29 protein-coding genes and 2 riboswitches are annotated in these 25,009 nt (G+C 37.0%); of the genes, 11 read left to right on the forward strand and 18 right to left on the reverse strand.

The window, feature by feature from the left end; all coding sequences use genetic code 11:
• Window positions 1–111: 111 nt before the first annotated feature.
• Window positions 112–232, reverse strand: a riboswitch (SAM riboswitch).
• Window positions 233–599: 367 nt separating this feature from the next.
• Window positions 600–2,186 carry a phosphoenolpyruvate carboxykinase (ATP) gene (gene pckA / locus DIS06_RS15750; protein WP_110114196.1) on the forward strand — a complete coding sequence of 529 codons (1,587 nt, stop codon included), beginning with the start codon at window positions 600–602 and terminating at the stop codon, window positions 2,184–2,186.
• 106 nt (window positions 2,187–2,292) lie between these two features.
• Here the strand turns inward: pckA and DIS06_RS15755 are convergent, their stop codons facing one another.
• Both DIS06_RS15755 and DIS06_RS15760 read right to left on the reverse strand, forming a co-directional pair.
• Complete coding sequence (locus DIS06_RS15755) at window positions 2,293–2,535, reverse strand: DUF2584 domain-containing protein (RefSeq protein ID WP_110114197.1); 243 nt, start codon at window positions 2,533–2,535, stop codon at window positions 2,293–2,295.
• A 69-nt stretch (window positions 2,536–2,604) separates the two neighbouring features.
• The gene (locus tag DIS06_RS15760) at window positions 2,605–3,387 is read right to left on the reverse strand and encodes an alpha/beta hydrolase family protein (RefSeq protein WP_110114198.1); all 783 of its coding nucleotides are present in this window, start codon (window positions 3,385–3,387) and stop codon (window positions 2,605–2,607) included.
• 118 nt (window positions 3,388–3,505) lie between these two features.
• On the opposite strand from DIS06_RS15760, the gene DIS06_RS15765 reads away from it, so the two are divergent.
• From DIS06_RS15765 to DIS06_RS15775, 3 genes are read left to right on the forward strand one after another with little or no spacing between them, the layout of a single operon-like run.
• A complete protein-coding gene (locus DIS06_RS15765; RefSeq protein WP_110114199.1) occupies window positions 3,506–4,507 on the forward strand; it encodes an ABC transporter substrate-binding protein in 1,002 nt (333 codons plus the stop codon).
• Window positions 4,508–4,520: 13 nt separating this feature from the next.
• Window positions 4,521–5,300 (forward strand): ABC transporter ATP-binding protein, encoded by a 780-nt coding sequence (locus DIS06_RS15770; RefSeq protein WP_110114200.1) that lies wholly within the window; start codon window positions 4,521–4,523, stop codon window positions 5,298–5,300.
• Window positions 5,301–5,355: 55 nt separating this feature from the next.
• Window positions 5,356–6,090, forward strand: a complete 735-nt coding sequence (locus DIS06_RS15775) for an ABC transporter permease (protein ID WP_481746875.1) — start codon at window positions 5,356–5,358, stop codon at window positions 6,088–6,090.
• A gap of 82 nt (window positions 6,091–6,172) precedes the next feature.
• On the opposite strand, the gene ytkD is transcribed toward DIS06_RS15775, so the two are convergent.
• The 3 genes from ytkD to DIS06_RS15790 all read right to left on the reverse strand — a co-directional run bounded on the left by ytkD (window position 6,173) and on the right by DIS06_RS15790 (window position 7,563).
• A complete protein-coding gene (gene ytkD, locus DIS06_RS15780; RefSeq protein ID WP_110114202.1) occupies window positions 6,173–6,649 on the reverse strand; it encodes an RNA deprotection pyrophosphohydrolase in 477 nt (158 codons plus the stop codon).
• A 104-nt stretch (window positions 6,650–6,753) separates the two neighbouring features.
• Complete coding sequence (locus DIS06_RS15785; RefSeq protein ID WP_110114203.1) at window positions 6,754–7,080, reverse strand: hydrolase; 327 nt, start codon at window positions 7,078–7,080, stop codon at window positions 6,754–6,756.
• 69 nt (window positions 7,081–7,149) lie between these two features.
• Window positions 7,150–7,563, reverse strand: a complete 414-nt coding sequence (locus tag DIS06_RS15790) for a phage holin family protein (protein ID WP_343287507.1) — start codon at window positions 7,561–7,563, stop codon at window positions 7,150–7,152.
• A gap of 88 nt (window positions 7,564–7,651) precedes the next feature.
• Between DIS06_RS15790 and DIS06_RS15795 the strand changes: the two genes are divergently transcribed.
• Window positions 7,652–7,852, forward strand: a complete 201-nt coding sequence (locus DIS06_RS15795; RefSeq protein WP_110114205.1) for a hypothetical protein — start codon at window positions 7,652–7,654, stop codon at window positions 7,850–7,852.
• Window positions 7,853–7,923: 71 nt separating this feature from the next.
• Here DIS06_RS15795 and DIS06_RS15800 read toward each other — a convergent pair whose 3' ends face one another.
• Window positions 7,924–8,364, reverse strand: a complete 441-nt coding sequence (locus tag DIS06_RS15800) for a Dps family protein (protein WP_110114206.1) — start codon at window positions 8,362–8,364, stop codon at window positions 7,924–7,926.
• 134 nt (window positions 8,365–8,498) lie between these two features.
• On the opposite strand from DIS06_RS15800, the gene ytzI reads away from it, so the two are divergent.
• A complete protein-coding gene (ytzI, locus tag DIS06_RS15805; RefSeq protein WP_110114207.1) occupies window positions 8,499–8,660 on the forward strand; it encodes a YtzI protein in 162 nt (53 codons plus the stop codon).
• A 90-nt stretch (window positions 8,661–8,750) separates the two neighbouring features.
• On the opposite strand, the gene DIS06_RS15810 is transcribed toward ytzI, so the two are convergent.
• Complete coding sequence (locus DIS06_RS15810; RefSeq protein WP_110114208.1) at window positions 8,751–9,224, reverse strand: S-ribosylhomocysteine lyase; 474 nt, start codon at window positions 9,222–9,224, stop codon at window positions 8,751–8,753.
• Between the two features lie 155 nt (window positions 9,225–9,379).
• On the opposite strand from DIS06_RS15810, the gene yidD reads away from it, so the two are divergent.
• Window positions 9,380–9,613, forward strand: a complete 234-nt coding sequence (gene yidD / locus DIS06_RS15815; protein WP_110114209.1) for a membrane protein insertion efficiency factor YidD — start codon at window positions 9,380–9,382, stop codon at window positions 9,611–9,613.
• Here yidD and DIS06_RS15820 read toward each other — a convergent pair whose 3' ends face one another.
• Complete coding sequence (locus tag DIS06_RS15820; RefSeq protein ID WP_110114210.1) at window positions 9,614–10,180, reverse strand: beta-class carbonic anhydrase; 567 nt, start codon at window positions 10,178–10,180, stop codon at window positions 9,614–9,616.
• 216 nt (window positions 10,181–10,396) lie between these two features.
• Between DIS06_RS15820 and DIS06_RS15825 the strand changes: the two genes are divergently transcribed.
• Both DIS06_RS15825 and DIS06_RS15830 read left to right on the forward strand, forming a co-directional pair.
• Window positions 10,397–11,584, forward strand: a complete 1,188-nt coding sequence (locus DIS06_RS15825) for a GTP-binding protein (RefSeq protein WP_110114211.1) — start codon at window positions 10,397–10,399, stop codon at window positions 11,582–11,584.
• 86 nt (window positions 11,585–11,670) lie between these two features.
• Window positions 11,671–12,642 (forward strand): metal ABC transporter substrate-binding protein, encoded by a 972-nt coding sequence (locus DIS06_RS15830; RefSeq protein ID WP_110114212.1) that lies wholly within the window; start codon window positions 11,671–11,673, stop codon window positions 12,640–12,642.
• A 25-nt stretch (window positions 12,643–12,667) separates the two neighbouring features.
• Here DIS06_RS15830 and DIS06_RS15835 read toward each other — a convergent pair whose 3' ends face one another.
• Entirely contained in the window at window positions 12,668–12,919 is a 252-nt protein-coding gene (locus tag DIS06_RS15835; protein WP_110114213.1) for a type B 50S ribosomal protein L31, read from the reverse strand.
• 161 nt (window positions 12,920–13,080) lie between these two features.
• Here DIS06_RS15835 and DIS06_RS15840 point away from each other — a divergent pair, with 161 nt between their 5' ends.
• Entirely contained in the window at window positions 13,081–14,418 is a 1,338-nt protein-coding gene (locus tag DIS06_RS15840; RefSeq protein WP_110114214.1) for a cytochrome ubiquinol oxidase subunit I, read from the forward strand.
• Window positions 14,419–14,433: 15 nt separating this feature from the next.
• Complete coding sequence (locus tag DIS06_RS15845) at window positions 14,434–15,471, forward strand: cytochrome d ubiquinol oxidase subunit II (RefSeq protein ID WP_110114215.1); 1,038 nt, start codon at window positions 14,434–14,436, stop codon at window positions 15,469–15,471.
• Between the two features lie 56 nt (window positions 15,472–15,527).
• Here DIS06_RS15845 and DIS06_RS15850 read toward each other — a convergent pair whose 3' ends face one another.
• The 9 genes from DIS06_RS15850 to DIS06_RS15890 all read right to left on the reverse strand — a co-directional run bounded on the left by DIS06_RS15850 (window position 15,528) and on the right by DIS06_RS15890 (window position 24,875).
• Window positions 15,528–15,980 carry a flavodoxin gene (locus tag DIS06_RS15850; protein WP_110114216.1) on the reverse strand — a complete coding sequence of 151 codons (453 nt, stop codon included), beginning with the start codon at window positions 15,978–15,980 and terminating at the stop codon, window positions 15,528–15,530.
• A gap of 89 nt (window positions 15,981–16,069) precedes the next feature.
• The gene (locus DIS06_RS15855; protein ID WP_110114217.1) at window positions 16,070–16,348 is read right to left on the reverse strand and encodes a DUF2325 domain-containing protein; all 279 of its coding nucleotides are present in this window, start codon (window positions 16,346–16,348) and stop codon (window positions 16,070–16,072) included.
• Window positions 16,349–16,550: 202 nt separating this feature from the next.
• On the reverse strand, window positions 16,551–17,009 hold the full coding sequence (locus tag DIS06_RS15860) for an acyl-CoA thioesterase (RefSeq protein ID WP_110114240.1): 459 nt from the start codon (window positions 17,007–17,009) through the stop codon (window positions 16,551–16,553).
• Window positions 17,010–17,024: 15 nt separating this feature from the next.
• Entirely contained in the window at window positions 17,025–18,071 is a 1,047-nt protein-coding gene (locus tag DIS06_RS15865; RefSeq protein WP_110114241.1) for a ribonucleotide-diphosphate reductase subunit beta, read from the reverse strand.
• Between the two features lie 16 nt (window positions 18,072–18,087).
• Window positions 18,088–20,376, reverse strand: coding sequence for a ribonucleoside-diphosphate reductase subunit alpha (locus tag DIS06_RS15870; protein WP_110114218.1), 2,289 nt, complete (start codon window positions 20,374–20,376; stop codon window positions 18,088–18,090).
• 132 nt (window positions 20,377–20,508) lie between these two features.
• Window positions 20,509–20,687: riboswitch (cobalamin riboswitch) on the reverse strand.
• Between the two features lie 232 nt (window positions 20,688–20,919).
• Entirely contained in the window at window positions 20,920–21,804 is an 885-nt protein-coding gene (locus DIS06_RS15875; RefSeq protein ID WP_110114219.1) for a metal ABC transporter permease, read from the reverse strand.
• Window positions 21,801–23,171, reverse strand: coding sequence for a metal ABC transporter permease (locus tag DIS06_RS15880; RefSeq protein WP_110114220.1), 1,371 nt, complete (start codon window positions 23,169–23,171; stop codon window positions 21,801–21,803). Before DIS06_RS15880 ends, DIS06_RS15875 begins: the two co-directional genes overlap by 4 nt.
• Before the next feature lie 12 nt (window positions 23,172–23,183).
• Entirely contained in the window at window positions 23,184–23,933 is a 750-nt protein-coding gene (locus DIS06_RS15885; RefSeq protein WP_110114221.1) for a metal ABC transporter ATP-binding protein, read from the reverse strand.
• 12 nt (window positions 23,934–23,945) lie between these two features.
• On the reverse strand, window positions 23,946–24,875 hold the full coding sequence (locus DIS06_RS15890; protein WP_110114222.1) for a metal ABC transporter solute-binding protein, Zn/Mn family: 930 nt from the start codon (window positions 24,873–24,875) through the stop codon (window positions 23,946–23,948).
• Window positions 24,876–25,009 lie beyond the last annotated feature (134 nt).

Consider the following 25,009-nt stretch of genomic DNA (forward strand, 5'->3'; position numbering starts at 1 on the left):
CATAGTGATACGGTACTCATTTCCCTTATTATTGTTCATAAAAACAATTGAAAATATAAAAAACCTTTCCTTAATTTCGAGGAAAGGTATCAAATTCAACTTAGCCTTTCACTCTTATCGATCAAGGTTGGACCTTGCATCAGGTTAGCACCTTATCACCTAAATATGTAAAAAAATGGTGATGGTTGCTGGGTTTCATAGGGCCTGTCCCTCCACCAGCTCGGGATAAGAGAGTATCCGTTCAATGACATATCATACATTAACATCCATTAAAGTGTCAACCTTATTGACGTAAAAAATATTGTTATTTTTTCAAATCTTTTTATAGAAATATCTATAAATGATATAAAGTAGTTGAAGTCTTTTTGAAAGCGCTTTACAATGTAGTTGTCATACAAGTAAAGAAGGCAAATGAAGAAACCGTTGATCACGAATGCATGTTTCACAAATTTAATCTGTAAAATAATCATTTAAACTACGCCTATTTTTACACGATATATAAACAATTCGCGATAATTAGTATAGACTATTAATATAAATGTGTTATACTAATTATAAATTTATTGTATTGCAACAAAAAACAAAGGATGGTATTGCAAATGAGTACAGTGGATATGTCTATTGAGTTATCTGAACTACTTAAACTACAAACAATTCAACAGAATCTTTCAGTGCCTCAACTCGTAGAGAAAGTGCTACAACGCAGTGAAGGAACGTTAACATCTACAGGGGCCGTACGTGTAGAAACAGGAAAATATACAGGACGTTCGCCAGAAGATAAGTTTATTGTAGAAGAAGAAACGACAAAACAGTTGATTGATTGGGGTAAAGTAAACAAACCATTTTCTGCTGAGAAATTTGATTCATTATATAAGAAAGTGTTAGCGTACTTAAAAGAAAAAGATGAGTTATTTGTGTTTAATGGCTACGCAGGCGCAGACGCAAAGTACACACTGCCAATTCGCGTCATTAACGAATACGCTTGGCATAACCTGTTCGCTCACCAACTTTTCATTCGTCCAACTGAAGAGAACGTAACGTCTCATGCTGCAGAATTCACTATTGTATCTGCGCCAAATTTCAAAGCAGATCCTGTTGTAGATGGAACAAACTCTGAAACGTTTATTATGATTTCGTTTGAACGAAAGATTATTTTAATTGGTGGAACAGAGTATGCAGGTGAGATGAAAAAATCGATTTTCTCAGTTATGAACTTCATCCTTCCTCAAAAAGATATTTTATCTATGCATTGCTCCGCTAATGTTGGCAATGAAGGTGATGTAGCATTATTCTTTGGATTATCTGGAACAGGAAAAACAACATTATCTGCAGATGCAAATCGACGATTAATTGGCGATGATGAGCACGGTTGGTCTAGCTCTGGAGTGTTTAATGTCGAAGGTGGTTGTTACGCCAAATGCATCAACTTATCTGAAGAAAAAGAACCACAAATCTTTAATGCCATCCGCTTCGGTGCGGTTCTTGAGAATGTGACCATTGATTACGATACGAGATTAGCAGATTATGATGATAATTCTCTAACTGAAAATACACGTGCAGCATATCCAATTCAAGCAATTGATAACATTGTAGACCCAAGTGTTGCTGGCCATCCTACAGCAATCGTCTTTTTAACAGCAGATGCTTTTGGAGTCTTACCTCCAATTAGTAAATTAACGAAAGAACAAGCAATGTATCACTTCTTAAGCGGTTATACTAGTAAACTAGCAGGAACGGAGCGCGGCGTCACATCTCCACAAGCAACGTTCTCTACATGCTTCGGTTCTCCTTTCTTACCTTTACCTGCAACAACATATGCAGAAATGTTAGGAAAGAAAATCGACGAACATAATGTAAACGTTTATCTTGTGAATACAGGATGGACTGGTGGAGAATATGGTGTTGGTGAGCGTATGAAGCTACGTTACACACGTGCCATGGTTCGAGCGGCATTAGAAGGTGAGCTGTCGAACGCTGAAACGGTTAAAGACGGTATATTCGGATTAGAAATTCCAATTCATGTGCCTGGTGTGCCTGATGAAGTGTTACAACCAGCAAAAGCTTGGACTGATGCTTCTCAATACGAAGAAAAAGCAAAAGAACTAGCTTCAAAGTTCAAAGAAAACTTCAAGAAGTTCTCAAACGTTCCAAGCGAAATAAAAGATGCTGGTGGTCCCTTAAACTAAGAGTATGCGCGTAAAAAGAGAGTCCTTATCAGGGTGCTGAAAAGGACTCTCTTATTTTTATAGAATAAGGGTTCAAAACGGACCCCATGAGGTCGTTTCCTTACGTTTAATTAGTGGAATTTAATTTTACTAACTCATATGTAATTCTTGTTTGATTATGAACAAGCTCTACTTTACGAATGACTCCTGTTCCTGTACGCTCTCCCTCTTTCGTTTTATGTACACCAATTGGGATATCTAACGGATACAAGCGGTACCCCTCTTTTTCTAACATAAAAAGATTCTCATCTAGTCGTTTTTCTAATCCTTTTGTCACAATCATCGTGTTTAGTTCTAATGGCATTCCCATTTAAAATCCTCCCTTTTTTCTTTCTTGTATTGTACAACGTCTATTTTAAAAGGAAAACTCCCAGTATCATTATTGACTTTTCATCCATCTTGTTAATTTATAAACGGTTTCGCGATTTGTAACAGGCGGAAAATAATGAGTGAAAGTTTTAAAGTACCAGCTTTCTACTTGCTTGTTAAGCTCCTTTAGTCGATTTTCTACTTTATATGCGTGATCAATTGATACGTTTCGATCTTTTGCACCATGAATAAGTAACACTGGCGCATTGAGTTCTTCAAGTGTATGTAAAGGTGTTCGCCAGTCGTAGCGTTCGGGATATTTATGAGGAGTTCCCCCGATTACTCTTTTCATCATTCTTCGTAAATCTTCTCTTTCATAATAAGTAAGTGTCATATCACTCACGCCTCCCCATAACACAAGAGAACGCGCATGTTGACGCAAAATAGCTGTAAACAAGGCCATTACCCCGCCACGAGAAAAGCCGAAGATGTGGATACGATCTCTACTTACACGATGATGATTTTGTAACAAGTCGTAAGCTGACAACGCATCTTCTCGGTCATCACCAGCGAAGTCTTCATTTCCTTCCCCTCCTTGGTTCCCTCGATAAAAAGGTGCCATGACAATAAATCCCTCCGATGCAAATTGAACAATTCGTCCAACCCGTACCATGCCGACATTCTTTATGCCACCTCTTAAATATAAAAAGCCATCATACATTCCTTCTGCTTTCGGTTCGGCTAGTAACCCTTTTACTTTCAATCCATTAGATATATATGTAACAATATACAGCTCGATTGCTGGATTAGGAGAAGGAAACCTTTGCTTGTCTATAATTAAACCATTATCCATCTTTTTATCTCTCCAATATGTTCACATTTCATTTTGGCTTAGGCACTCACCAAACACCTACTCCCTTCATACTTTATCATAGAGTATCTTTGTACTTTCAAGGAGGATTGAATAACGTATGAAGAAAAAAGTAAAATGGCTTTTATCATTCGTTGCTGTCTTTATACTAATTGTTCCACTTATTTCGTGTAATAAACAAGAAGAAACGTACACATTACGTGTTGGAGAAGTTACACACTCTATTTTTTATGCTCCTCAATATGTAGCTCTTTCAGAAGGGTTCTTTGAAGAAGAAGGATTAGATGTTAAGCTACAGACGACTTGGGGTGGAGACAAAACGATGACTGCTCTCCTGTCTAACGGAATTGACATTGCATTAGTAGGAGCTGAAACATCCATTTATGTGTACGCACAAGGAGCAAATGATCCTGTCGTTAACTTTGCTCAGCTCACACAAACGGATGGTACATTCCTTGTTTCACGTGAAAAAGTTAGCGAATTCTCATGGGAGCAATTGAAAGGAACCACCTTCCTAGGACAACGTAAAGGTGGTATGCCTCAAATGGTAGGAGAATACGTTCTTAAACAACATAACATTGACCCTCAAAATGATTTAGATTTAATTCAAAATGTTGATTTTGCTAACATTGCAAATGCATTTGCATCTGGCACTGGTGATTATGTGCAACTATTTGAACCAACCGCTAGTATTTTTGAAAAAGAGGGGCGAGGTACCATTGTTGCTTCTTTTGGTGAAGAATCCGGAAACGTCCCTTATACCACTTTTATGAGTAAAAAAAGCTTTATCAACGAAAATACGGAAGCAATCGAAAAGTTCACTCGTGCTATTTATAAAGCTCAACAATGGGTAGACACACACAGCTCTAAAGAAATCGCTGAATCCATTCAACCTCAATTTGAAGACACACCACTTGATATCATCGAAACTGTCGTTGAACGTTATAAAGCTCAACAATCTTATGCTACAACTCCATTGTTACCTGAAGAATCTTGGAATAACCTTCAAAACATTATGAACGAAGCAGGAGAACTTCCAACTAAAGTAGACTATTCTGAACTCGTCAATACGAGCTTTGCCGAAAAGGTAATCTCTGAATAAGGAGAGAATTGACATGTCCAAACTACATGTCCATCGCGTTCACCATACGTATTTTACAAAAGAATCTGCGATTACCGCTTTGCAAAACATTGATTTATCAATTGAGGAGGGAGAATTCGTCTCCTTTCTCGGCCCTAGTGGCTGTGGAAAAACTACGTTGCTTTCAATTATCGCTGGACTCCTCAAACCGACTGAAGGCCGTGTGACCATCAATAACGAAGACATCTATACGAATGATTCAAGAATTGGATATATGCTACAACAAGATTACCTATTCCCATGGAAAACCATTAAAGAAAATATACTTCTTGGCTTAAAAATGCGTAAAGAATACACAAAAGAAAAAGAAGAGCTTGCTCTTCACTTATTAAAAAGCATCGGCCTTACAGATGTCGAAAATCTGTACCCTCGCCAACTCTCAGGAGGCATGCGACAACGTGTTGCACTGGTACGTACACTTGCCATTGATCCATCTATCCTACTACTAGATGAGCCCTTTTCAGCGCTAGATTTTCAAACGAAACTAAAATTAGAAGAGCTTGTTTCAAAAACATTAATGTCTTTAAAGAAAACAGCTGTATTAGTCACACATGACATTGGAGAGGCCATTGCGATGAGCACTCGTATCTTTCTTCTGTCTAATCGACCTGGAACGATTGCTAAAACATTTCTTGTACCACAAGAACTTCGAACACTCTCGCCTTTTGAAGCGAGGCAGCATCCTACGTACAATGAATTGTTTCAGCGTATATGGAAGGAGCTTGATGACCTTGAATCAAAAAGCAACGATTAGCTCCCTTCATCAACAATATAAAAATAGCTTAAAAAAAGAACAACGTGTCATTTTAATGCTCCAAACACTTATTTTTATTTCCTTCTTTTCACTTTGGGAGATTGCTTCTACCTATCAGTGGATTGATCCATTAATTTTTAGTTCCCCATCTAAGATTTGGACGTTATTCATCACAAAACTAGCTGACGGATCTTTACTTCCACACATCACGTTTACATTATTTGAGACCGTGTTAGGGTTTATCCTTGGAACATTAGCTGGTGTATTATTGGCGACTGCTCTCTGGTATTCCCCTCGATTGGCTCGTGTATTAGATCCTTACCTCGTTGTTTTAAATGCCATGCCGAAAGTAGCGTTAGGTCCTATTTTAATTGTAGCAATTGGGCCTGGTTTTTTTTCCATTCTTGTTATGGGTGCTATCATTTCAGTCATTATTACAACCATTGTCGTCTACACCGCTTTTAAAGAAGTAGATGAAAACTACATCAAACTGTTAAAAACGTTTAACTCGACTAAAAATCAATGCTTCCAAGAAGCGGTTCTTCCGGCTTCTTTGCCAGCCATTATTTCTACTTTCAAAGTAAATGTAGGATTATCGTGGGTAGGGGTTATTGTCGGAGAATTTCTCGTTTCATCTAAAGGATTAGGGTACATGATTATTTATGGCTTTCAAGTATTCAACTTTACTCTTGTATTACTAAGTTTATTGCTAATCGCTGTATGCGCTACAGTAATGTATCAAGTTGTTAACTACATGGAACGAAAATTAATCAAAGAAAAAGATAATTAAATAAAAAATGGGGCTAGATCAAAAGAGATGTTCTCTACCTCTTTTGGTCCAGCCCGCGCTCCTTTTCAGTACAAAGAGTTATTTATTTGGTTGTGTTCATTCGTTTTATATACTTCATCACGTATTGAAGCACATTATCTTTCATAATAAAACTAAAGGTCTCTTCTTTTTGAATAGAAGGTGGAAGGTTATCTAAGAGGACTGGACCTTTTGTTTCTAAGTAATCTTGTCGTTCAATTAATTCACTAATTGTTGCAACATAAATATTTTTAATAATTGGTGCGCCTTTATTTACTACTTTATACTGCCCAATATACGTCAGTGCATCAACTTTTCCACCGGTTTCTTCAAATACTTCACGTACTGCAGCTTGTTCAGGTGTCTCTCCTGCCTCTAATTTCCCACCAGGAAACTCCATTCCTCGTTTTGAGTGTCTCGTCAGCAACCATTGGCCATTATAAGTACATACAACCCAAACATGACGTGGTGCTTTTGAGAATGGATGACGTTCAAACGATAAAAATACTTGGTTATTATATGCATCCTTAAACGTGTACATTGTCTTTTCAAGCCCCATTTAATTTTTTTATCATTTTATCATAATTAAAGGGCTTCTTATCAGAAAAAGTAGTTAATTTTAAAAAAAGAGTAATTCACTGTGAACTACTCCTTACTTTGTGATAAAATCCCCATCTGTTCAATATGTTGGCGCGTTTCATTGCTTCCTAAGTTATATAACATCTCGAAAACTTTTGTTGTCGTTTGATCATAAGCATCATTTTGACGGTCATAATGATACTCTAAGTAAGGGACATGAGCACGAAAGAAACCTTGCCAATCACTTGAGAAACGTTGATCAAAATACTCTCGCAATGTTGTGATTTCATCTTCTGTTGCTTCAATTTCATAACTCCATTCAGAAGCTGATCGTACTTGTGAAATTTCTCCTGATCCTAGTGAGATATAATAGGTTTTCTTATGTTGTTCCAATGCCAGCAGCTCCTTTTTTCTTCTCTATCTTACTTATGCCAATTAATGAGCTTGTTTATGCATCTACTACTATTTCAAGCGATTTTTAAGCTGTTCAATTGCTTTTAAGATGGGCTCTGGAATGGGCAACCCTACGATTCCTGCATTTTCTGTAATCGAGATTACTTCATTTGCAATATAAAATAAGATGGTGGCATCACGAATAAGGTGGTTGTCCCACAGCAAAACATCTAAAAAGTTGGCTACAGCTACTAATATGAATATAAATATTTTCTTGGTGATTCCTTTTGCCCCAACTTTGCTTGATATATTTTTTTGAACAAAAGCAGCTAACACACCCGTTATATAATCCAATGCTACACATGCTACTAATACCGTCAATAGGTAGTCCCATCCACCAAACCAAAAAACAGAAAGTGAACCTAAGCCTGAAAGAGCCAGTAAGCTATATTTTTGTATATTCCATTCCTCCTTATGAAAAATGACTTATATCTTTATAATATGAAGCAAAGAATAAACATGTTCTTATGTAGAAATAAGTATTTTCATCAAAGAAGGACAGGTGAATAAGGTGGATTGGATTAATTCTTTACATAAAGATGTGAGCCTTAAAGGACAAAGAGACCATGAAGATGTAGACACTCTCGTTCACTCATTTCTTTCAAGGATGACAAAAGAACAGCTGACAAGTGTCATTCAAACTATGAGTAGAGAAGACATACACTCTGTTCTATTTCCTTACGTCCAACAAAAAGTGGAAGAGACGTTTTGACTACCAACTGATTGTGAATAAAAAAAGGAAGCATAACCAATTATGTTGGCCGTGCTTCCTTCTTCATCTATCTATTTACCAAGGAATGATTTTAACATCCATGCATGCTTCTCAAAGCTCTTATGAATCGCTAACAACATATCACCCGTTGTTTCATCATCTACTTCTCCAGCAACATCCATTCCTTCTTTTAATTCTTTTGTTAATGTATCAAAGTCTGATACAAGTGTTCCTACCATATCCGTAGCAGTTTCGTTACCGCTTGCTTCTTGAATACTTGACATTGCAAGACACTCTTTCATTGTAGCTACCGGCTTACCTTCTAATGCCAATAAACGTTCTGCTAGATCATCAATATTTGTTGCTACTTCATTGTATAGCTCTTCAAACTTTTCATGAAGCGTAAAGAACTGCTCACCCTTTACGTACCAATGGTAATTATGTAGTTTAATGTACAACACACTAAAGTTCGCAATTTGATTGTTTACAACATCTGTTAATTGTTTTGACATTCATCTCACTCCTTATATTGTAATATTACCCGGTTTTAAATAGTTAAAACCTTCTTTTGAACTTCTTACACGTTTTATTATGGTAAGATAAAAGCAAGATTATAACCGTCAGGAAAAGAAAAAGGGGATTTCAAATGTTATACACAATTCTTATTATTTCAATTTTAATTGTCGCCATTGTCCTCATACTTAGTGTCGTCACAACTTCAAAGGCATACGACTACAAACATACAGTAGACTCACTAGAGAATAATCCAAATTTAGAGGGTGAAGATTCTCGTTATAACAAGCAGTGAATGATAATTAGGAGCTCGACAAGCCGCTCAATTACTTGTAAACAGTGGATAAAAAAAAACAAGAGCTGACGACACGTCAGCTCTTGTTTTTTATCCAAATACTTTCTCTAAATCTTCCTTGCTTTGCTCTAACCAAAAACGCATAAGACGCTTTGAACCTTCTAAATCGTGAAGTTTCGCTTGACCACATTGCTTTTCGTTTGCCGCTGGAATCTCAACAATTTCAACAGCATCTTTCATTGTATCTTCTAAAAGATCAATAATTTCACGAACAGTTGGTTCACCACTTACTACTAAATAGTACCCTGTTTGACAACCCATTGGTGAAATGTCAATGATGTCAAAATGATCGTACTTCTCTGCGTGAGTACGAATATTAAACGCTAATAAGTGTTCAAGTGTGTGAATCGCATCTGGTTTCATTGCTTGTTTATTTGGTTGACAGAAACGAATATCATATTTATTTACAACTCCGTCGCTACCTACTTTGTGAACACCACAGTGTCTCACATAAGGTGCTTTTACGGCATTATGATCAAGTTCAAAACTTTCTACTGATGGCATAGTTACCACTCCTTTTTTTAGCTCTTATTATATCATACAATTAATTCCGATATATTTCATCAATTTAATCTGTTTTACTTAATTTGGTTGCATTTTGGATACAAAATCGTCTATAGTAACCTCAAAGTATATGAAAAAGGATTGTGAATCATAACATGTTAGCTAAATTCTTTTTAGCCGTTATTCGTTTTTATCAAAAAGCCATCTCTCCCCTAAAGCCCCCGACATGTCGCTTCTATCCAACATGTTCTCACTACGGACTTCAAGCGATTAAACGTTTTGGAGCCATTAAAGGTGGTTGGCTCACCATTAAACGAATTTTAAAATGCCACCCGTTTCACCCAGGTGGCATCGATGAAGTCCCTGAAAAGAAACCGTCACATCGTTAATTATTTAGTTTCATATCCATCCACAACTAAATCTAATTTTCCTGTGCCTGGGTCAATGACTAAGCCATGTACAGGAATTTCTTTTGCAAATAGCGGATGATTTTTAATTGTCTCCACACTATGTGCTACACTTTCTTCCACTGAATTAAAGCCTCTTAACCATTTGTCTAACTCTACACCTGAATATTCAAGTGTATTAAATACATCTTCAGATATCCCTTTGTCTTGCATCTTTTCAATAATGGATTCAGGTGTCAGTTTCCCCATTCCACAATCATGATGACCGATAACACACACTTCATCAGCGTTTAGCTCATACACAGCTACTAGAATACTGCGCATAATGCTTCCGAACGGATGAGATACTATCGCTCCAGCATTTTTAACGATTTTCACATCTCCATTACGAAGATTCATTGCTCTTGGTAATAATTCCACTAACCTTGTGTCCATACAAGATAGAATAACTAACTTCTTATCTGGAAATTTCGTCGTATGATACTTTTCATATTCTTTTTCATCTACAAATTTTTCATTATACGTTAAGACATCCTTTAGTAAACTCATACCTCTACTCTCCCCTTCATTGTTGACTATATCATTTATTATAAGCATACGAAGCTATAGATAGCTACATTTACTATCTTATCATAGAAACTCATCTTCATTTAATAAAAATGTAGTTCTCTTTTTAAACTTCTCTCTTGTATTATACACAATTATTCTGTATGATGTAAAAGTTAAATCGTAATAATTCTTATTTAAACTCAGGAGGAAACATAAATGAAAAAAGTCCCTGTTACTGTATTAAGTGGCTACTTAGGTTCTGGGAAAACCACTTTACTTAATCATATTTTACAAAACCGTGAAGGCTTAAAGGTCGCTGTTATCGTCAATGATATGAGCGAAGTAAATATTGATGCTGACTTAGTCAATCAAGGTGGATTCTCTCGTACAGAAGAAAAGCTAGTTGAAATGCAAAACGGCTGTATTTGCTGTACATTGCGTGATGACCTAATGAAAGAAGTAGAACGACTGGTGCAAGGAGGAAGTATCGATTACATTGTGATTGAGTCATCTGGAATTAGTGAGCCAGTTCCCGTTGCTCAAACGTTCACTTACATCGATGAAGAATTAGGAATTGACTTAACAAAAGTTTGTCAATTAGACACGATGGTAACAGTTGTAGATGGCAACCGCTTTTGGGAAGACTTTTCATGCGGAGAAAGTTTACTAGATCGCAAAGAAGGTACAGATGAAAATGATACACGCGAAGTAGTCGATTTACTCATTGATCAAGTAGAGTTTGCCAATGTCATTTTATTAAATAAAGTCGACTTGTTAGAAGAAGAAGACGCTATCGAATTAGAAAACGTATTGCGCAAATTGAATCCTGAAGCAAAAATCATTCAAACTGTAAACAGTAGAGTAGCTTTATCCGAAGTGTTACATACAAACACATTTGATTTTGATAAAGCTAGTCAAGCAGCTGGTTGGATTAAAGAGTTGAATCAAGAGCACCACACACCTGAAACAGAAGAATTCGGTATCTCTTCATTTGTTTATCGTAGAAAGCGTCCTTTCCACCCAGAACGTTTCATGAGTTGGTTAGAAGACTGGCCAGTAGATGTGGTACGTGCAAAAGGCTTCTTTTGGTTGGCTTCCCGAAACGATTTTTCTGGACTACTATCTCAAGCTGGAACTTCAATTATGATTCAAGGTGCTGGCGAATGGGTAGCCGCTTACTCAGAAGAAGAAAAGCAACAAACATTAAAAGAAGAGCCTGAATTGCTCCAAAAGTGGGATGAAAAATTTGGTGACCGTATGAATGAGTTGGTCTTTATTGGTCTAGATATGAATAGAGATGAAGTGGAGAACTCATTGGACACATGTTTGTTAACAGATGAAGAAATGGAGCAAGATTGGTCAACGTTCCGTGATCCCCTACCTCCGTTCACCGTTGCGTCATAATTTTCTTGTTTTCAAATCGTAACACTTACGATATAATGACCTAGGTCATAAAAATAGAGAACAAAGAAAAAGGAGAGAAAACGTAAATGAAGCTAAAAGCGACATTAATGGCTTTACTCTTAGGAGCAGGAACCGTTCTTTCTGGATGCGGATCTGACGCAAAGGAAGAAGCGGGTTCTACTAGCAATGCAGATGAAAAATTAAAAATATATACAACCATTTATCCTCTACAAGACTTCACAGCTAAAATTGGTGGTGAACATGTAGATGTAGAGAGTGTGTTCCCTCCAGGGGTCGATGCGCACACATTTGAACCTACGTCTAAAACAATGGTAAATCTCGCTCAAGCAGATGCATTTATTTATTCTGGTATTGGATTAGAAGGATTTGTGGATAGTGCAAAGAAAACATTAGCAAACGAAGACGTTCAACTTGTTGAAGCCGCTCAAGGGATTGAACTATCCAAAAATGAAGAAAGTCATGACGATCATGCTCACGAAGAAGAAAATCATGATGATCATGGACACAACCATGGTGACGAAGATCCACATGTATGGATTGATCCAGTTCTTTCTATTAGTCTAGCTGAAAACATTAAAGATTCACTTATTGAATTAAAGCCTGAGGCAAAAGAAGATTTCGAAAAAAACTTTGAAACAGTAAAAGCCGATTTAACAGCACTCGATCAAGAATTTAAAGACACAATTGAAAATGCGTCGAAGAAAGAAATTCTTGTGGCACATGCTGCTTACGGTTACTGGGAAAAACGTTACGGATTGAAACAACTTAGTGTTGCTGGTTTGTCTCCAACAAACGAGCCATCACAAAAACAATTACAAGCAATTATCAAAGAAGCAAAAGAGCATAACATTGAACACGTCATCTTTGAACAAAACTTACAGCCTAAAATTGCTGAACTTGTTCAAAAAGAAATTGGCGCAGAAGCTTTAACTCTTCATAACTTAGAGTCTGCTACAAAAGAAGACGTCGAAAACAATGATGATTATTTCTCAATTATGGAGAAAAACATTAAGACACTGAAAAAAGCGTTAAACTAAAAAATAAACCAGTCATTCGGCTGGTTTATTTTTGTTTTATGCTGTATTTTTGCATAAAGCGATCTGCACGCCCACCACGATCAGCAAATTTCTGTCTACCTGTGTAGAACGGGTGTAAATCAGAACTAACTTCTACTTTAATTAATGGATACGTATGACCATCTTCCCACTCAATTGTCTCATTTAACCATTTTTTAGAGCCCGTTAAGAACTTAAATCCACTTTTTGTATTCATAAATAAAACCTTTTTATATTCTGGATATGTATTTGGCTTCATACTATCTCTCCTTTTATATCTTAATCTCTTCTATCACATCGTGATGATTCTTATTTATGATTGTTAAACTTGCTAAAATATGATTTCCTATTTATGCATAATTCGTGGTAAAAAGTGGACAATAATGGGCATCACTACTCTATTTGAAAGGTTGATTTCCAATGGATCATCTCGTCACTGCACGATCGATGTTTGGTATGACAATGGGTGTTCACATCATCTTTGCCACACTTGGTGTTGGGATTCCCCTCATGATTTTACTGGCTGAATTGATGTATCAAAAAACAAAAGACAAAGATTATGAATTAATGGCAAAACGTTGGACAAAAGCACAGGCAATTCTTTTAGGAGTGGCTATTCCTACCGGGACAATTGCTGGTGTTCAATTAGCTTTGCTTTGGCCTGGGTTCATGGAAGTTGTTGGGAAAGTAATGTCTCTGCCTTTTCAGATTGAAATCTATGCTTTTTTTATTGAGGCACTTTTTCTCTCGATTTACGTGTATGCAGCCGATCGCATTTCACGCAAAATGCGTATTATCAGTTTAGTACTTGTTGCACTTGGGGCAGTTGGTTCCGCTGTATTAATTACAAATGTCCATGCTTTTGAAGGGACTCCAGCAGGGTTTCGAATTGAAAATGGCGAGATTGTGGATGTAGATCCATGGGCTGCCTTCTTTAATCCAAGCTTTCTTGTAACCGCAGGGCATGTGGCTGTATCTGCTTACATGACGGGTGCATTTATCATCGCTTCCATCGCAGCTTATAAAATGTTAAAAACACGAAAGAAAGACCCTCGATTATATAAATTTCATCACAAGGCATTAATGATGGGATTAGTTGTAGGGGGCATCTTTTCATTCCTTACCGCTTTAAACGGACATGAATCAGCACAACTTCTTCATGAATATCAGCCAGAAAAGCTTGCTGCTGCAGAAGGATTGTTTGAAACACAAAGTTATGCTCCACTTGCTATCGGAGGATATACCGATCGGGAGACCCAAGAAGTGAAATGGGGAATCGAAATTCCTTGGGCTTTAAGTTTTTTAGCCAATGACCGATTCGATACTGTCGTGGTTGGATTAAATGATTTTCCAGAAGACTATTGGCCACCTCTCTTCGTGCATACGCTTTTTAATGCTATGGTAGGAATTGGCTCTTTATTGATTCTTTTATCAATTGTTGGAATCATCTGGTATAAGTTTTTGAAGAAAAAAACGTTTCCAAAACCATTTATGTGGGCGTTTGTTTTAGCTGGCCCTTTATCTATGGCTTCCATTGAGTTTGGATGGATTTTTGCTTGTACAGGAAGACAACCTTGGGTGATTTACCGAATCATGCGTACTTCTGAATCGGTAACAACATCTGCTAATTTAGGCTTTCTATTCACATTGTTTCTCATTATTTATGTTGTATTAATGGCCGCTGTTGCGCTTGTATTGATTTATTACTTTAAGCGCAATCCATTATCAAAAGAAATTGCTGCACATGTTAAGCCATAAGGACGTGATACTACTATGACAGATTCGGTTATTGCTATTACGGTTGTTTGGGGATTTATTTTCATCTATGCATTAATGGGAACGATGGATTTTGGTGCTGGGTTTTGGTCAATGATTTACATTAACCGCGAACAAACAAATGCAACAAATATCGCCAACACGTACCTCTCTCCTACATGGGAAGTGACAAACGTATTTATTGTAGCCATTGTTGTTGCCTTATTTAGCTTTTTCCCTGGTGCGACATTTACATTAGGAACAGTTCTTCTCATTCCAGGAAGCATTATTCTTTTGTTACTAGCATTACGAAGTGGCTTCCTTGTATTTGCAAACTATACAAAAGGTTATCGTCATCAAAAAGCTTTAACGTATATTTCTGGGATTTCAGGTGTATTAATTCCTGCCTTTCTCATTTGTGTACTTCCTGTTAGTCAAGGTGGTTATATTGATACGATTGATGGAAATCAAAAGCTAAATTTAATCAGTGTGTTCACAAGTGTACACGTGTATGCATTTATTGGATTTGCTGTTAGTTCGTCTCTCTTTTTATCCTCTTTGCTCTTAGCAGATTATTCCAAGTCTTCTGATGAGCTAAGAGCATATGATATCTATCGAAGAGATGCTCTCATTACTGGACCCATTTCGTTAATTATGGCTGCATTTATTATGATTACGATGCGTAATGAAGCCAATTGGTTATTTTCCAATATGATGGACTTTAAATGGGCTTTATTTGCTTCTGTTGCGATGTTTGTTGTTGCTGGAATTGCGTTAATGATGCCATACAAAGGACAAAAAGGAATGCCTCGCTTAGCTGTCGTAGCGGTTTTATTGCAATACTTCTTTGCTAGTTATGCATATGGACGGGGACATCTTCCTTACATTGTCTATCCTGAAGTAACTATTGAAACAGGGTTTACTCACCCTAATGCTTTTCGTGCATTGTTTATTTCATACATCGTCGGATTTGCCATTTTGTTTCCTGGTTTTTATTACTTCTGGCGATTGTTTATGAAACAAAACAAAGAATATGTCAAAAAGAAGCCTTATTAACAAAATGAGGGTATTTCAAAAAAGTACGTTATGTTCTTTTTGAAATACCCTTTTTATTATGCATTTACTTTCATATTAGCGATTACACATGCAGCAAAACTCTTACACTTTTCAACATCTTCTCCAAATGGTGCAAGTTCTACTTTTAGGCCCTCCGCTATCAATTCACCATGTAATTCTTTTACTTTCTCCTCGATCAGATCCACCGCTCCGCAGAAAATATCATAGGCTGTGTCTCCTGACCCAAACACACCCACTCTTTTACCTTCTAAACTAATTGATTCCAGTTCGTCATAGAGGTCTAGAAATTCATCTGGCAGTTCTCCATCTCCCCACGTGTAAGCACCTAAAAGAATATGATTGAATTCTAGTAAGTCACTAACATCCACTTCAAATGCTTCTTTACGAGTGACAGAAATGCTCTCTTTTGTTAATTCTTCTTCTAAAATATCCGCAATGGCTTCCGTATTTCCAGACATACTTGCATAAATTAATAATACATCAGACACCCTATTCTCTCCTTTACTACTTACATAAACATCGTCAATATATCTTCCTCATCCTTTAAGCACTCTGCTTTTAAAGAACAACTATAGAGCTACGCTTGCTCAATTACTTTACGAATGGCACTCCATGAATGCTTAACAAAATAGATTGGTTTTTGCTGTTTTTTTGCCTTTTCTTTGATGACTTTCGCCATATTATGATTAATAAAATCGGTAATGACTAAAATGAACCCAATGTGATCTGGTATGTCTCTCTTTACCATGTTACTCTTACGACCATCTAAATGAATAATTTGTTTGAATCCTTCTCCTTCTAACCGATCCGTTATGTGCTTTAAACGATCGCCACCTACTACCATAATTGAAGACACAGTTACTCCTCCTTATGTTTGATGTATGTATTTATGAAACTATATAATGTTCTATTTTAGAGTGTATAATTTATTCTTTCTATTTATAACTTAATTGATAATGATTATCTTTGTCAATGATTTATTGATATTAATTCTCAATTAAACAAAAAGATTGGCCTCGTTGAGCAGAAAATCGCTCATATACAAGACCAATCTTTTTTTATTTCCCTCGTTTTTGACGCCTTTCCATTGCTGATTGATAAAGCTCTTTTTCTTCATCTGTTTCAGGATAAACACTTGGCACTTCTAACGGTTTACCTTCATTATCCACTGCGACCATTGTCAAAAAACTTGTGGTCGTGAGCGTCTGTTCACCCGTTTTCCAACTTTCACGTTTTACACGTACATACACTTCCATTGACGTACGACCTGTAGAAGTCACAAATGCTTCTAGAGTTAACACATCTCCAACTGTTACGGGCGAAAGAAAATTAACAGAGTCAATCGATGCTGTAACAACAATCGATCGTGAATGTTTCATTGCAGAAATGGCAGCAACTTCATCAATATACGCTAATACTTTCCCACCAAAAATGGAGCCCATATGATTTGTATCAGGTGGTAAAACAAGCCTTGTTTGAACCACCTTTGATTGCTGCATTGGAATTTTTTGAGTCATCACATGTATTCCTTCCTAAAGCTCATCAAACCCATTTAAATCTGATGCTTTCGTATACTGTCTTGACTTTTGTTCAAAGAAGTCGGTTTTCCCTAAATCAACTTCTTGATACGCAATAATCCATCGCAAAGGATTTTGAATCGGTGCATGTGGAAATACATCTCGTCCAAACCCTAATTGATTGCATCGCTTATTTGCCATATAGTGTATATATTGTTCAATTTCTTTCATCGTTATGCCGTCAAATTTCTCACCAATAATGGACTCAGCCCATTCTATTTCAAGTAATGCTGCTTGTTGGAACGTCTGCACCACAAATTGTTGTAGCTCCTCTGTGTTACATTCCGGGTTTTCATACAATACTTCTTTAAAAATTTTTTCAAAAAGACCCACGTGAAGTTGCTCGTCTCGATTGATGTAATTAATCATGGTAGACGTAGCAACCATCTTTTGGTTACGAGCTAGATTATAGAAAAATGCAAAACCGCTATAGAAGAATAGGCCCTCCAAGATCACGTCAAATACAATTGATTTCAAGAAATTTTCGACTGTTGGATGTTCAACAAATTGCTTGTATCCATTCGTGACAAAATCATTTCGTTTTCGAAGTTTTTCATCAGTTCGCCAATATTCGAACACTTCATCTTGTTTTGATTTGGACACGATACTAGATAATACATATGAGTAAGAATGGTTATGAACCACCTCTTGTTGTGCCAAAATAATCATCAATGCATTGATTGAAGAGTCCGTCACATAGTCTGCTACTTTACTCGCATAATCTGATTGAATGCTATCTAACAACGCTAATAGACCAACAATTTTCAAGAAACTTTCTTGCTCATCTTTTGATAGCTGTGGAAATTGTTTAATATCTTGGCTCATATTAATTTCAAATGGAACCCAAAAATTAGCTAGCATTCGCTTATACTTTGGATAAGCCCAGGAAAATCGTACGTCGTCCCAGTTTAAGATGTTAGAACTTTCTCCATTAATGATTGCTGTCGATCGATTTGGTGCTTGCTCGTCCATTAATAAACGCTTCTGTAGTAGTGTAGACATGTCCATCTCTCCCTTTTTAGCTATGACAACTTTCGCATTCTTCCACGACATCGTTTGATGTTGAACGTACATAATACGTCGTTTTCAACTTCTCCTTCCAAGCCATCACATGCAAATCTAATAAATCCTTTGCACGAATGTCATTGCGAATATATAAATTAAAAGAAATGGATTGATCAATGTGACGTTGGCGTTTCGAATTTTGTTTAATACTCCACTTTTGATCAATAAAATAAACGGATTTATAATACCAATTTGTCTTTTCAGTCAAATCAGGTGCAGTCACTGGTATCTTATAATCTTTCTTCTCTTCAGAATAAAATTTACGAAAAATAGGGTCAATACTTGCTGTCGATCCCGCGATAATTGATGTCGATGAATTAGGTGCTACAGCCATTAAATATCCATTTCGAATACCATGTGTTTTGACTTTTTCACGCAATTTATCCCACTTTTCACTTTTATATCCTCTGCTTGTAAAATAGGTTCCGGTTTGCCAACTCGAACCTTCAAACACAGGATATGAACCTTTTTCTTTCGCTAGCTTCATGGAAGTTTCAATCGTATAATAAGCAATTTCCTCATATAGATCATCTACGTATTGAACGGCTTCTTCGGATTCCCACGTAATTCCTTTTAATGCTAAAAGATGATGAAAGCCAAACGTTCCTAATCCAATTCCACGATACTTTTGATTGGTTACTTGAGCTTGTAAGACAGGAATGGTATTAAGCTCAATAACATTATCTAACATGCGTACTTGGATAGAAATGAGACGAGGCAGCACATCATCACTCACCGCTCGTGCTAAATTAATAGATGACAAATTACATACCACGTAATCGCCGGACTCTCGCACAGTCACCACTTTTCCGTCTGCTGTTACATACTCTTCTGTCACAGTCGTTGCACTCATGTTTTGTGCAATTTCTGTACATAAGTTACTACAGTAAATCATTCCTTTATGACTATTAGCATTCGCACGATTAACTGTATCACGGTAGAACATATACGGCGTACCTGTTTCTAACTGTGAAATCATGATTCGTTTCATAATGTCGATTGCTGGAATCACATCATATCCATCCTCTAATAACCCGTCTTTAGCTGCTTCCACACACTTGTTGTAATGGTATGTAAATGCATGATCGTCAGCGTTTGGCACTTCTCCTTCTTGTAACTCTTTTGCATCAAAAAAGGCGTCGAGTTCAAAACCTAATTTCTTTTTAATCGGATGAGGATCAAATACATAGTATGGTTCACGATTCTCCACTGCTCTCATAAAATTGTCAGGGATACACACTCCTGTGAAAATATCATGTGCGCGAAGCCTTTCATCTCCGTTGTTCAAACGCAAATCTAGAAAACTCATAATGTCTTTTCCAAACACATTATAATAAACTGCAATCGCACCTTGACGTTGCCCTAATTGATCAACTGAAACTGCAGTATTATTGATTTGTTTAATCCATGGAACAATTCCACTAGAATTCCCTTTAAATCCTCGAATATCAGAGCCTAACGAACGGATCTTTCCAACATAAACCCCGATACCGCCTCCAAATTTAGAGAGCTTAGCACTGTCTGTATTAGAATGATAAATTCCATCTAAACTATCTTCCACTGTATCGATGAAACAAGATGATAATTGACCATACGTCTTACCTGCGTTTGCTAATGTTGGAGTTGCCACAGTCATATATAAATTTGACATCGCCCAATACGCTTCTTTTATAAGGTCAAGACGTTTTGCTTTGTCTTCTTTCATCATTAGTGTCATCGCAATGACTAAAAAACGCTCTTGAGGCAGTTCATATACTGCTTTATCATGTGATTTTGCTAAATATCGATCAGCAAGTGTGAGCAACCCTATGTACGTGAAGAGCTCATCGCGAGTTGGATCAATGATTTGTTGAATATCAGCCATTTCTTCTTTTGAATATGATTGGATAAGCTGATCATTATAGATACCGATGCTCGTTAAATGAGAGACCAGTTCATAAAATGAGCCGTATTTTTGTGCACGGTCGTATCCTCGGTTTCGAGCTGCTTGTCTATATAATTCATCCAAATACACACTTGCAGCCACGTATGTCCAATCAGGCTCTTCCATTGAGATGTAATCAAGTGCTGTTAAAACAAAAGCGTTTGCGATTTTATCGGCACCCATCTCTTCTTTTACAGCAATCGTTTGAATCATTTTTTCTTCATACGACGAGAAATGAAGTTTTGGGAACTTCATTTTTAGTTGTTCGATATATGTGTTCACCCATTGTAGTGGTGTTGAGTCTGTCACTTTTGCCATCTCTCTATTCCTCCCTTTTTCTATCAAAATAAAAAACGCTCACCTGTGTAGGATGAGCGAATAGAACGAAGATAAAAAAAGAGAAAAACTCTTTTCGACTCCTCGTTCTACCCTCTCACCTCCCGAAGAAGATAAAACGAAATAAAAAAGGCAGGTCTCCTGACTTATGCTTCACTTTACTTTAAGGCCTTCCCATGATGATCACAGTGGATTCCTTATTTCATCAGCACTCACAGTTGCGGGGACAGTTCTGGACTTTAACCAGATTCCCTATTAAGTCGATACGCGACACCTTTTTTAACGGATAACACAAAATATAGTATTTAAAACTTATGTATAAGACAAGATATTGTGTTGTATACACATTATAAAGGACAAACAAGAAAAGTAGCAACTGTTTTTTAAAAAAGAATTTTCGACTCATTCTATTTACTTAAGTTAAAGCGGCGATAAAAGGCTTTTAAAAAATAACCCCCTTTTAGTAGCAAAATTTTTCAACTTTGCTACTAAAAGGGGGATGATTACTATATAGAGTTACTTATTTTAGGCGTTTGATTGCTTAAATCCTCTTCTTGCTTTCCACTTTGCTAATAAACCGTGTGTTGGTGACAATACAAACGTTAATGCAAATAATAGACCGGCAACCGACGCCATCGCTCCAGCAATTGATACATTTAAGCATACAGCTAGATAATAACCCACAACGGCTGAACATACACCGACAATAGCACTAATAACTAGCATGATACTTAAACGATCTGTTAGTAAATAGGCTGTCGCTCCTGGAACAATGAGCATGGCAACCACAAGAATAGCTCCCACGCTATCAAAAGACGCGACAGTTGAAAGAGATAGCATTCCCATCAACAAATAATGAATGAACGCAACTGGAATACCAATTGCAACCGCCATCTGTGGATCAAACGACGTCAGCTTTAATTCTTTATAAAATAAACCGATGAGCAACAGATTTAAGAATAGTACACTCCCTAGCATCCAAACCGCTTTTGGACCAAGTGACATCCCAGCTATCTCTACCGTGTTCCATGGCACAAATGTGATATCACCCATTAGCGCATGATCAACATCTAAATGAATATTTCCTGCATATAGAGTAATTAAAACTACACCTAAAGCAAATAACGACGTAAACACAACACCAATAGAAGCATCAGTTTGGATACCTGTTGAGTGTAGCACTTGAACAAGCCATGCCGTCATCAAGCCAACAATCGCGGCACCTATTAACATATAAATACCATCTAAGCTGTTACTAACCAAAAAAGCTCCGACAATGCCTAGTAATACGGTATGACTAATCGCATCTGCTAACATTGCCATTCTCCTTAAGATAAGAAAACAACCAATAATCCCACATGTCACTCCCACAAGTGATCCAGTTAAAATAATCCATGCTTCATAACTCATACGTTTCTTGCTCCTTTCTTACTTGTAGGAACGGTGCTCATTTTTTGCTTCTTATCGTAACTATTCGGTAAACGTCCTACTAACGTATGAAGCAATGTAGGTTCTCGGTCATATTGTTTAAGAAGATTCATAAATTCCTCTTTAATACTAGTTTGTAAGTCATTGAAATCACTAACCTCTGTTCGAAGGTGAAGATGACCGTATTTCATTTCATTCATTAAATACACTTCCATAAAGCGATAAGATAACACGAGTTGATGAGCCTTTTCTAACCCTTCTTTTGTAAAGCTCCATTCGTGAGAAGTAGGTTGAAAAATCAATGACTTTCGTTGTAACTTCTTCAAAGAATGAGAAACTTCCATCGTAGAAAATTGACTCGCTTCAAGCATTCTCTCTTCCTTTATAGTCGGAATTAGCTTCTCCTCATGATTAACTACTCTCTCTAGTTGTTCATATAGGACAATGAGCGTGTTTTCTACTCTTACTTTTCTTCTTATCATCATATGCTTCATCGCTTTTGCTACTAGCCCTCGATTCGGTGCAAAGATCATGGAAAAGAGAAAAAGTGTCGTCGCAGATAAAATAATCATCGGACCCGTAGGCATTCCTGTAATGGTTGCACTTAAAATGGTTCCACTCACTCCAGATAACATCCCAACAACACCTGACAAACAAGCCATCACATCTAATCGCTCTGTCCAGTATCGTGCTGTAATGGCAGGTGTAATTAATAGTGCTGACATTAAAATAACCCCAACAGCTTGCAATCCAATGACCACAGCTAACACAATTAATGTCATAAATAAGCCATTTAACATTCTCGTTGGTAAGCCAATTCCTTGTGCGAATTGTGGGTCAAACGTCATTAACTTTAACTCTTTAAACAAAGCAGCTGTAATGATAACCAGGATAAAAGCAATTGTACTAATCACTTTTACATCCGTTCCTACTAATGAAGCCGCTTGACCAAAGATAAAATCATCTAATCCACTTTTACTCGCTCCACTATTGTGTTGAATATATGTTAACAAGACAATCCCAAATCCAAAGAAAACAGACAACACCAACCCAATCGATGTATCTTCTTTAATACGAGAATGTCGGACAACCGCTTGAATAAAATACGTGCCAATTAAACCTGAAATGGCTGCACCTATAAGCAACCAAAGCATATCTTTTTGTTGAATAATCAAGAATGCGACACAGATACCTGGCAATGCAGCGTGAGCCATCGCATCTCCAATTAGGCTTTGTTTTTTCAACAATGCAAAACTTCCTAATACACCACTTGCTAATCCAAGTAAAAGGGTTCCAATTAAAACCCATTGTGTATTTGCATCTGTAAAAAGCGCTTCTATACCGCTCATTGTAACCCCACCTTATCGCTGTTCTACAATGGCGTTACCTTGTTGTAAAAATGCAAGTCTTCCACCATATGTTTTTTGTAAGTTATCGAGTGTAAAAATCTCATCTGTTGGGCCAATTGCAATTTTCCTCATATTCAACAATAACGTCCAATCAAAGTACTCTGATACGGTCTGTAAATCATGATGTACAACTAGGACAGTCTTTCCTTGTTCTTTTAGTTCATTTAACAACCCAATAATTGCTTTTTCCGTCGCAGCATCTACTCCTACAAACGGTTCATCCATAAAATAAATTTGTGCATCTTGTGCGAGCGCTCTAGCTAAGAACACGCGCTGTTGTTGACCGCCTGATAATTGACTAATTTGTCGATTCGCATAACTGCTCATTCCAACTTTTTCTAAGCATGACATTGCAATTTCACGGTCTTTTTTCGATGGTCGCTTAAACCAACCGACGTGACCATATCTGCCCATTAATACGACATCAAGTGCATTTGTAGGAAAGTCCCAATCAACGGAACCTCGTTGCGGGACATATCCTACTAGTTTGCGCTGCGCTTTATAAGGTTTATCATAGATTGCTATACTTCCAGATGCTTTTGGAACTAATCCTAAAATCGCTTTAATTAATGTTGATTTACCGGCTCCGTTAGGCCCAATAATTCCTACAAGCTTCCCTTCTGGAATTTCAAACCCTACTTCCTGTAAAACGGGCTTTTTTTGATAAGCAACTGTTATATTTTCAACTTTTATAGCATCCATTTTCGTTCCTCCTTATTTTAATGCAGAAACAATCGTGTCGATATTGTGACGATACATCCCAATATATGTTCCTTCTTCTGTCCCTTCTTCTCCCATCGCATCAGAGAATAGTTCACCGCCAATTGAAACCGTGTGACCTTTTTTCTTCGCACCTTCTACAACTGCTTGAATCGATCGCTGCGAAACACTACTCTCCACAAAAACTGCTTTCACGTTTCTTTCTGCTAACATATTTACGAGACTCTGTACATCTTTTAAACCATACTCAGCATCTGTACTAAGTCCTTGAAGACCCTTTACGTCAATATCATACGCTCTTCCAAAATAACCAAACGCATCATGTGCAGTCACTAATACTCGACTTTCACCTGGAATGTGTGAAAACTGTTCTTTAGCATATGATTGAACTTCTTCTAATTGTGTCAGGTATTCATCGGCATTTTTTTCATAATCTGCTTTATTTTCTTGATCATATTTAATTAATTCATCTTTTACAGCGTGAACAGCGTAAGACCACAGTTCGATATCAAACCAAATATGAGGATCATGCGCTGTTGCATCTTCTTGCTTCGATAATAATTTTTCTTTTGGAACCGATTCGCCCACTGCTACCACAGGTTTGTCTTTGCTAATTTTCTTAAATACCTCATCCATTTTTCCTTCTAAATGTAGACCATTATAAAAGATAAGGTCGGCTTCTTGTAACTTTTTGATGTCCCCGTGGGATGGTTGATAAAGGTGAGGGTCGACTCCCGGTCCCATCAATCCTTCAACTTGTACGTGCTCTCCACCAACATTTTTTACGATATCAGCAATCTGTCCAATTGTCGTCGTAACGACAACCTTTCCCTCTTCTCGTTTTGTTTCATTATTCGCTTGCTGACAGCCTACAACCATTATTAGTAAAAACACAGACACCATAACTAAAAGAAATTTCTTCAATGTTCTTTCCTCCTCATTTTCCCTATATCTAAAGTTTTTCCTTCATCCAAAAATAAGTGTAAAAATTTTTATCCGAGCCCTTTTTTTCGTCTCAACCATATTTTATGCGTTTATCACAAAAAGTTTCCTTAATA

The organism is Bacillus sp. CGMCC 1.16541 (genome assembly GCF_003184905.1).
In the GTDB taxonomy this organism is placed as follows: Bacteria; Bacillota; Bacilli; order Bacillales; family Bacillaceae_H; genus Priestia.